Origin of the sequence: Mesorhizobium sp. M1A.F.Ca.IN.020.06.1.1 (assembly GCF_004023265.1) — a bacterium.
GTDB lineage: Bacteria > Pseudomonadota > Alphaproteobacteria > Rhizobiales > Rhizobiaceae > Mesorhizobium.
The window spans coordinates 1-8,451 of sequence record NZ_RZSR01000160.1 but is presented as its reverse complement, the minus strand read 5'-3'; the positions used below and the strand labels follow the sequence as shown (position 1 = coordinate 8,451).

The window sequence follows — 8,451 nt, the reverse complement described above, 5'->3', positions numbered from 1 at the left end:
GATCGCCGAAGCGAGGGAAGCCGGCATCCTTGCCTTCGACGCGGAGACCTCTTCGTCCGATCCGATGCAGGCCGACTTGATCGGCCTGTCCATGGCGATCGCGCCGGGCCGCGCCGCCTACGTGCCGCTCGCCCACACGAGCGGCAATGGCGACCTGCTTGGCGGCGGCATGCTGGCGGACCAGGTCCCGGTCCGCGACGCGCTGGCTCTGCTCAAGCCCCTGCTCGAGGACCGGTCGGTCCTCAAGATCGTCCAGGACATGAAATACGACATCGTCGTGATGAGCCGGCATGGTATCGAGGTCGGCCCGTTCGACGACACGATGCTGATCTCCTACGTGCTCGACGCCGGCACATCCGGCGGGCATGACCTCGCCTCGCTGTCGGAGAAGTGGCTCGGCCATGCGCCAGGCACGAAGAAGGAGCTTGCCGGCTCGGGCAAGGGCGCGGTCGGCTTCGACCAGGTCGACATCGAGCGGGCGACCGCCTATGCCGGCGAGCAGGCCGATCTGGCGCTGCGGCTGTGGCAATTGCTGAAGCCGCGGCTCGCCGCCAAGGGTCTCGTCTCCGTCTATGAAAGGCTGGAGCGGCCGCTTGTGCCCGTGCTCGCCCGCATGGAGCAGCGCGGCATTTCGGTCGATCGCCAGATTCTCTCCAGACTGTCGGGTGAGCTGGCGCAAGGCGCCGCCCGCGCCGAAGAAGAGATCTATGGCATCGTCGGCGAGCGCATCAACATCGGCTCGCCGAAGCAGCTCGGCGATATATTGTTCGGCAAGATGGGCCTGCCGGGCGGCTCCAAGACCAAGACCGGCCAGTGGTCGACCTCGGCGCAGCTGCTGGAAGATCTCGCGGCCGAAGGCCACGAGCTGCCGCGCAAGATCGTCGACTGGCGGCAGCTCACCAAGCTGAAATCGACCTATACCGACGCCTTGCCCGGCTTCATCAATCCCGGGACGAACCGCGTCCACACTTCCTATGCGCTGGCCGCGACGACGACCGGTCGGCTATCATCGTCCGATCCCAACCTGCAGAACATCCCGGTGCGCACCGCCGAAGGCCGCAAGATCAGGACCGCCTTCATCGCCGAAAAGGGGCACAAGCTGGTCTCGGCCGACTACAGCCAGATTGAATTGCGCGTGCTGGCCCATGTCGCCGAAATCCCGCAGCTCAAGCAGGCTTTTGCGGACGGCGCCGACATCCACGCCATCACCGCGTCCGAAATGTTCAACGTGCCGGTAGAAGGCATGCCTTCGGAAGTGCGGCGGCGTGCCAAGGCGATCAATTTCGGCATCATCTACGGCATCTCGGCCTTCGGTCTGGCGAACCAGCTGTCGATCCCGCGCGAGGAGGCGAGCGCCTACATCAAGCGCTATTTCGAGCGCTTCCCGGGCATCCGCGACTATATCGAGGAAACCAAGGCCTATGCGCGCGAATACGGCTTCGTCGAAACCATCTTCGGCCGCCGCATCCACTATCCGGAGATAAGGTCCTCCAACCCGTCGGTTCGCGCCTTCAACGAGCGCGCGTCGATCAATGCGAGGCTCCAGGGCACTGCGGCCGACATCATCCGCCGCGCCATGGTGCACATGGAAGAGGCGCTGGAGAAGGCGAAGCTGTCGGCCCGCATGCTCTTGCAGGTGCATGACGAGCTGATCTTCGAGACGGTGGAAGCGGAAGTCGAAGCGACAATTCCCGTGGTGCGCCGCGTGATGGAGAACGCGCCGATGCCGGCGGTCTCGATGTCGGTGCCGCTGCATGTCGATGCGCGGGCCGCCGACAACTGGGACGAGGCGCACTGATACCTTCGTCATCCTCGGGCTCGACCCGAGGATGACGACTTGAGGGGCTAAGCCGCCTCAGCTCTACACTTCGCGCAAACCCCGCGAAACTCGATCACCGCCTTCTTGGCGGCGAAGCCGGTCGAGCGCACCCATTCGTCCAGCCGGTGGTCGACATCATGGTCGGACATTTCGGTTACCTGGCCGCAGCTGTCGCAGATGGCGAATGCGGTCATCGAATGACTGTGGTCGTGCGGCTCGGCGCAGGCGACGAAGGAGTTCAAGCTTTCGAGCCGGTGCACGAAGCCCGACTTCACCAGCGTGTCCAGCGCGCGGTAGACCTGCAGCGGCGCCCGGAACCCGCGCTCGCGCAGTTGGTCGAGCAGCATATAAGCGCTCAGCGGCCCGCTGGCGGCTTCGAGCTTCTCAAGCACGCACAGCTGGTTCTTGGTCAGCGCATCCCTTGCCGTCATCTTGTCTCCGGTCGTCGCGTCGTTTCGCGTGCCGACTGCGCACGCGAACGGCCTTTGGTCCATGAGATAGCGACGAACGCGCATCTTTGCCACTGTTTCCGCAGCTGGCGGCCTGGCGCGGGCCACTACTTGCGTGGCGGCCCCTTGCGCTCGGCGGAGGCCGCCCAAAGATTGATGTCGGCCTCGCGCGCATAGGTGTCGATCTCGGCAAGCTCGGCGTCGCTGAAGTCGAGCGCCTTGAGAGCGCCGACGCAATCCTCGACCTGTTCCGGCCGGCTGGCGCCGATCAGCGCCGTCGTCACGCGTCCCTTGCGCAGCACCCAGGCCAGCGCCATCTGCGCCAGCGTCTGGCCGCGCCGGCTAGCGATGGCGTTCAATGCCTTGATGTTGGTGACCGACTTATCGTTGATGAAGGCCGGACGCAGCGACTTGCCCTGGGATGCGCGGCTGCCTTCCGGGATGCCGCCGAGATATTTATCGGTCAGCATGCCCTGCGCCAGCGGCGAGAACACGATCGAGCCGATGCCGAGCCCTTCCAGCGTATCGAGCAGCCCATCTTCCTCGACCCAGCGGTTGAGCATGGAATAGCTCGGCTGGTGGATCAGGCAGGGCGTGCCGAGTCGCCGCAGGATGTCGGCCGCTTCGCGGGTGCGCTGCGAATTGTAGGAGGAGATGCCGGCATAGAGCGCCTTGCCCGAGCGCACCGCATGGTCGAGCGCGCTCATCGTTTCTTCCAGCGGCGTCTCGGGATCGAAACGGTGGGAATAGAAAATATCGACATAATCGAGCCCCATCCGCTTGAGGCTCTGGTCGAGGCTCGCGAGCACGTATTTGCGGCTGCCCCATTCGCCGTAGGGGCCGGCCCACATCTCGTAGCCGGCCTTGGTTGAGATGATCAGCTCGTCACGATAGGCGGCGAAATCGGTGCGCAGGATCTCGCCAAAGGCGGTCTCGGCCGAGCCGGGCGGCGGGCCGTAATTGTTGGCGAGATCGAAATGCGTGATGCCGAGGTCGAAGGCCTTGCGCACGATCGCCTGCTTGGTCCTGTGCGGCGTGTCATTGCCGAAATTGTGCCACAGCCCGAGCGAGATGGCCGGCAGCTTGAGGCCGGACCGTCCGCAGCGGTTGTAGATCATCTTCTCGTAGCGATTCTCGGCGGCGACATAGGGCATAGGGGAATCCTTGGGAAGGCGGCCGGGATCGCCGCCAGGTGACTTGAATCGATGCTCGCCCCGCAGCTTTACCCTCTCCCCGCCGAAACGGGGAGAGGGGTTGCCACCTACTTTTTCTTCGCCAGCAGCGCCTTCGCTTCCTTGATGCCGAGCGCCGCCGGCCGCTCGCAGGTCGTCTGCATGGCGACGAACTTGCCGCTTTCGCCGGAGCGCAGGACGCCGGTCATGACATCGACGGCATGCAGCGCCAGCTCCATCGAGCAGCGGTGCGGCCGCCCTTCGCCGATCGCGATCGCCATGTCGGCAAGACCTGCCGTGCGGTAGTTGGCCATCATGCCTTGGCTGTGCATCTCATTGGGCACGCCGAACGGATGATCCCACTTGGGAAGCTTCTTCACCGGCTTGGTCGCATCGGTGAAGCGGACTTCGCCGCCGAAGAAATTCGGGTCCGGCACAAAGACGGTGCCCGCCTCGCCGTAGAGCTCCATCGGCGCATGGCCGTGGCTCCACACGTCCCACGAGGTGTTGAGTGTCACCACCGCGCCATTCGCGAATTCCAGCAGCGCGTGGATGGTGGTCGGCGTGTTGACCGGGATTTTTTCGCCCGCGCGCGGTTTGGAGCTGATGGTGCGCTCCTTGGCCGGCGTCGCCGCGAAAGCCGCGACCTGCTTCACCGGCCCGATCAGCTGGATCAGGTTGGTGACATAGTACGGGCCGATGTCGAGCACCGGACCGGCGCCCGGCTGGAAGAAGAAGTCGGGATTGGGGTGCCAGTGTTCCATGCCATGGCCCATCACATGGCAGGTGCCGCTGGTGATCTTGCCAAGCTTGCCGCTGTCGATCAGATCGCGCGCCAGCTGATGCGCGCCGCCGAAGAACGTGTCGGGCGCCGAGCCGATGCGCAGTCCCTTCTTCTCCGCACGCTTCTTCAGATCCAGCCCTTCCTTGACCGACAGCACGAAGGGCTTTTCCGAATAGACGTGCTTGCCGGCGTCGAGCACCGCCTTCGACACGTCATAGTGCACGGCCGGAATGGTGAGGTTGACGACGATGTCGACGTCGTCATCTTTGAGAAGGTCGTTGACCGTCTCGGCGCGGAGCTTGAACTCCTTCGCCCGCATCTTCGCCGCGTCCATGTTGATGTCCGCGCAGGCGCGCATCTCGATGCCGCGGAAGAGCGGCGCCAGCGAGAAATACGCCTTCGAGATGTTGCCGCAGCCGATGACGCCTACGCCAAGTTTGTTTGCCATGATGGTATGTCCTAGTAATTCTTGACGGATTCGATCGAGCGACGGGCGAAGCGCTCGATGTCGTTGGGGTTGTCCTGCTCCATGACGAAGTACTTCGTCGCGCTTTTCGCGCGCAGCGCCTTGATCAGGCCCGCCCAGTCGATGGTGCCGTGACCGACATCCGACCAGCCGTCCTCGTCCAGCCCCTCCCCCGGCTTCGCCATGTCTTTGACGTGGACGGCACTGATGCGCTTGCCGTGCCTTTCGATCCAGGGCAGCGGATCGGCGCCGCCGCGCACCACCCAGGCAACGTCCATCTCCCAGCCGATGTCGGGCGCAGCCGACAGGATGTGGTCCTGCGGCAGCGAGCCGTCGCCGAGCGGCTTGAACTCGAAATCATGGTTGTGCCAGGCAAAGCCGTAGCCGGCCTTCTTCGCGGTGTCGCCCACCTTGGCGAGTCGCTCGCCGAAGCCGCGCCAGCCGGCGGCATCGCCCGGCCGCGCATCGGGCATGAGGTAGGGGCAGATGCGCACGCCGTCGAAATCCTTCTCCAGCGCATCGATCGAGAAATGCCCGGTCGGCATGGCGAGCCCGTTCTTATCGAGCTCGGCACGGAAAGCCTTGGGATCGTCATAGACGCCGCCGAAACCTTCGACTTCTTTGTAGCCCAGTTCGCCGAGCATTTTCAGCACGCCGTCCCATGGCTGGAAGTTGCGGGCACTGTAAAGTTGGAATGACCAGTTCATCTGTCTGTCCGTTCTGTTGATGGTTCCGGGAGGTTGTGGTCTGGGAGGTTAGAGCCTGCTGTCGGTCTCGGCGTCGAACAGCGAGGCGCGCGCCGGATCGAAGCCGATGCGTATCGCATCGCCGTTGCGCAGCGTCTTGTCGGCTTCGACGCGGAAGGAGAGGATCTGGCCGCCGAGCTTCGTCCACACCAGCGTGTCGGAGCCCATCGGATCGACAATCTCGACAGTGGACTCGGCGGTGAACGGCATGGCCCTCGCCGCTTCGCCAAAAGCGATATGCTCCGGTCGGATGCCGAACACGCAGGGCTTGGCGGCGCGCCCGCCTTCGTTGTCGAACTGATAACGGCCGAGCGGCACCGAAACACCGTCGGCCTTGAACACCGGCGCGTCGCTTGCTTCCAGGTGCCCCTTGATAAAATTCATCGCCGGCGAGCCGAGGAAGCCGGCGACGAAGCGGTTGACCGGGCGATTGTAGATCGTCTGGGGCGCATCGAGCTGCTGGATGACGCCGCCCTTCATCACCGCGATACGGTCGGCCAGCGTCATCGCCTCGATCTGGTCGTGGGTGACGTAGATCATCGTGTTCTGCAGCCTGCGGTGCAAAAGCTTGATCTCGACGCGCAATTCCGACCGCAGCTTGGCGTCGAGGTTGGAGAGCGGCTCGTCGAACAGGAAGACGTCGACGTCGCGCACCAGTGCCCGCCCGATCGCCACGCGCTGCCGCTGGCCTCCGGAAAGCGCAGACGGCTTCCTCTGCAACAGCGGCTCGATCTGCAGGATCTCCGCCGCGCGCGCGATGCGTTTGGCGATCTCGTCCTTGGGCACGCCGGCGACGCGCAGGCCGAAGGAAAGGTTCTTCTCCACCGTCATCTGCGGGTAGAGGGCGTAGGACTGGAACACCATGCCGATGCCGCGATCCTTCGGCTCCTCCCAGGTGACATTCTTGCCCTTGATGAAGATGCGGCCCTCGGAGATGTCGAGCAGGCCGGCGATGCAGTTGAGCAAGGTCGACTTGCCGCAGCCGGATGGCCCGAGCAGCACGATGAACTCGCCCTCGGCGACGTCGAGATTGAGCGTCTTCAGCACCGACATGACGCCGAAATTCAGCGACAGGTCCTGGATCGAAACGCTGGGATTGGCGATCGCTGCTGCCATCATCATCCTTTCACCGCGCCGGCGGCGATGCCGCGCACGAAGAGCTTGCCGGAAACGAAGTAGACGATGAGCGGCACAAGGCCGGTCAGGATGGTCGCGGCCATGTTGACGTTGTACTCCTTCACGCCCTGTACCGAGTTGACGATGTTGTTGAGCTGCACCGTCATCGGATAGGTGTCGGGGCGGGTGTAGACGACGCCGAACAGGAAGTCGTTCCATATGCCGGTCACCTGCAGGATGATGGCGACGACGAAGATCGGCAGCGACATCGGCAGCATGATGCGCAGGTAGATGCCCCAGAAACCGGCGCCGTCGACGCGCGCCGCGCGGAACAGTTCCTCCGGCATGGACGTGAAATAGTTGCGGAACAGGAGCGTCAGGATCGGCATGCCGAAGATCGAATGCACGATCACGAGGCCGGTCAGCGTGCCGTAGATGCCGATCTCGCGCAGGATGATGACGATCGGGTAGATCATCACCTGATAGGGAATGAAGGCGCCGACGATCAGGATGATGAAGAAGGTGTCGGCGCCCTTGAAGCGCCAGTTGGCCAAGGCATAGCCGTTGACCGACGCGATCGCGATCGACAGCAGCACCGACGGCACGGTGATGCGCACCGAGTTCCAGAAGCCGCGCGACAGCCCGTCGCAATTGAGCCCGGTGCAGGCCTGCGACCACGCCTTGACCCAAGGCTCGAAGGTGATCTCCAGCGGCGGCGAGAAGATGTTGCCGATGCGGATTTCCGGCATGCCCTTCAGCGATGTGACGATCATCACGTAGAGCGGCAGCAGGTAATAGAGCGCCACGACGATCAGCGTGCCGTAGAGGAAGATGTTGCGGCGCGAGAGCACGTGCCGCGGCTTCGTTCCGCTCGGCCCCGATGCATCGCGCGACGAGGCTTCGCGCCGAAGAGCGTCACTGGACATGGAGGCAGCAGCTTCAGCCATGCTTCTTGCCTCCGAATTCGAGGTAGGCCCATGGCACGATGACGATCACCACCGAGAGCAGCATCATGGTGGAGGCGGCAAAGCCCTGGCCGAGATTCTGGGCGAAAAACATGTAGTCGTAGACGTATTTCGCCGGCACTTCGGAGGCGATACCCGGACCCCCGCTGGTCTGCGCCACCACAAGGTCGTAGACCTTGACGATGCCGGCGGCGATGATCACCAAGGTGGTGACAAAGACCGGCCGCATCATCGGAATGATGATGAAGACATAGGTCTTCCACATCGGTATGCCGTCAACCCGCGCGGCCTTCCAGATGTCCTCGTCGATGCCGCGCAGGCCGGCGAGCATCAGGCACATGATCAGTCCCGTGCCTTGCCAGAGGGCCGCGATCGAAATGCCGTAGATGACGATACTGGAATTGTAGAGAGGATCGAAGCTGAAGCTCGTCCAGCCGAGGTCGCGCACGACGCGCTGGATGCCGAAATCGGGATTGAGCAGCCACTGCCAGACCAGCCCGGTGACGATGAAAGAAAGTGCGAAAGGATAGAGGAAGATCGTGCGGAACGTGTCCTCGAAGCGGATCTTCTGGTCGAGCAATGCCGCGAGGATGAAGCCGATCACCAGCGAGAACAACAGCGAGATCACGCCATAGATCAAAAGGTTCTCGATCGACACCAGCCAGCGCGGCGTCGCCCATAGCCGGTAATATTGGTCGAGGCCGACGAAGTCCAGCCGCGGCAAGAGCTTCGAATTGGTGAAGGAATAGAGCACCGTCCAGGCCGTGCCGCCGACGAAGACGACCAGCGCGGTCAGGATCATCGGGATCGATGCGACCTTGGCGTTGAGGTTGCGTAAAAGCTGGTTGGGGCGTTCGCTGTTGCTCATCTCGGCAGCCGGGCTGGGACAATGAGGACATCACGCTCCCGACCCCGGATAGGCGGGGGCCGGGAG

The 8,451-nt window shown here is 63.5% G+C and carries 8 protein-coding genes; 1 reads left to right on the top strand and 7 read right to left on the bottom strand.

The features are described 5' to 3' along the window. Positions 1-1,798, top strand: a 1,798-nt coding sequence (polA, locus tag EOA60_RS09920) for a DNA polymerase I (protein ID WP_128311300.1), incomplete at its 5' end; no start/stop codon positions are given. Between the two features lie 47 nt (positions 1,799-1,845). Here polA and EOA60_RS09915 read toward each other — a convergent pair. From EOA60_RS09915 to EOA60_RS09885, 7 genes are all read right to left on the bottom strand, one after another. After that, a complete protein-coding gene (locus tag EOA60_RS09915; protein WP_059184736.1) occupies positions 1,846-2,250 on the bottom strand; it encodes a Fur family transcriptional regulator in 405 nt (134 codons plus the stop codon). Positions 2,251-2,375: 125 nt separating this feature from the next. Further along, positions 2,376-3,422, bottom strand: a complete 1,047-nt coding sequence (mgrA, locus tag EOA60_RS09910; protein ID WP_095783545.1) for an L-glyceraldehyde 3-phosphate reductase — start codon at positions 3,420-3,422, stop codon at positions 2,376-2,378. Between the two features lie 107 nt (positions 3,423-3,529). Beyond that, the gene (locus tag EOA60_RS09905) at positions 3,530-4,672 is read right to left on the bottom strand and encodes a Gfo/Idh/MocA family oxidoreductase (RefSeq protein ID WP_095800586.1); all 1,143 of its coding nucleotides are present in this window, start codon (positions 4,670-4,672) and stop codon (positions 3,530-3,532) included. Between the two features lie 11 nt (positions 4,673-4,683). Continuing rightward, a complete protein-coding gene (locus EOA60_RS09900) occupies positions 4,684-5,397 on the bottom strand; it encodes a sugar phosphate isomerase/epimerase (RefSeq protein WP_128311298.1) in 714 nt (237 codons plus the stop codon). Positions 5,398-5,445: 48 nt separating this feature from the next. Then, entirely contained in the window at positions 5,446-6,555 is a 1,110-nt protein-coding gene (locus tag EOA60_RS09895) for an ABC transporter ATP-binding protein (RefSeq protein WP_164748249.1), read from the bottom strand. Continuing rightward, positions 6,555-7,478, bottom strand: coding sequence for a carbohydrate ABC transporter permease (locus EOA60_RS09890; RefSeq protein WP_095823518.1), 924 nt, complete (start codon positions 7,476-7,478; stop codon positions 6,555-6,557). Before EOA60_RS09890 ends, EOA60_RS09895 begins: the two co-directional genes overlap by 1 nt. A 13-nt stretch (positions 7,479-7,491) precedes the next feature. Next, the gene (locus EOA60_RS09885; protein WP_128311296.1) at positions 7,492-8,385 is read right to left on the bottom strand and encodes a sugar ABC transporter permease; all 894 of its coding nucleotides are present in this window, start codon (positions 8,383-8,385) and stop codon (positions 7,492-7,494) included. Positions 8,386-8,451: the final 66 nt, after the last annotated feature.

What these genes read in the sequence shown, in the direction of transcription:
- EOA60_RS09915 (WP_059184736.1), bottom strand. Translation starts at nt 2,250, where the DNA reads ATGACGGCAAGGGATGCGCTGACCAAGAACCAGCTGTGCGTGCTTGAG.
- mgrA (WP_095783545.1), bottom strand. Translation starts at nt 3,422, where the DNA reads ATGCCCTATGTCGCCGCCGAGAATCGCTACGAGAAGATGATCTACAAC.
- EOA60_RS09905 (WP_095800586.1), bottom strand. Translation starts at nt 4,672, where the DNA reads ATGGCAAACAAACTTGGCGTAGGCGTCATCGGCTGCGGCAACATCTCG.
- EOA60_RS09900 (WP_128311298.1), bottom strand. Translation starts at nt 5,397, where the DNA reads ATGAACTGGTCATTCCAACTTTACAGTGCCCGCAACTTCCAGCCATGG.
- EOA60_RS09895 (WP_164748249.1), bottom strand. Translation starts at nt 6,555, where the DNA reads ATGATGGCAGCAGCGATCGCCAATCCCAGCGTTTCGATCCAGGACCTG.
- EOA60_RS09890 (WP_095823518.1), bottom strand. Translation starts at nt 7,478, where the DNA reads ATGTCCAGTGACGCTCTTCGGCGCGAAGCCTCGTCGCGCGATGCATCG.
- EOA60_RS09885 (WP_128311296.1), bottom strand. Translation starts at nt 8,385, where the DNA reads ATGAGCAACAGCGAACGCCCCAACCAGCTTTTACGCAACCTCAACGCC.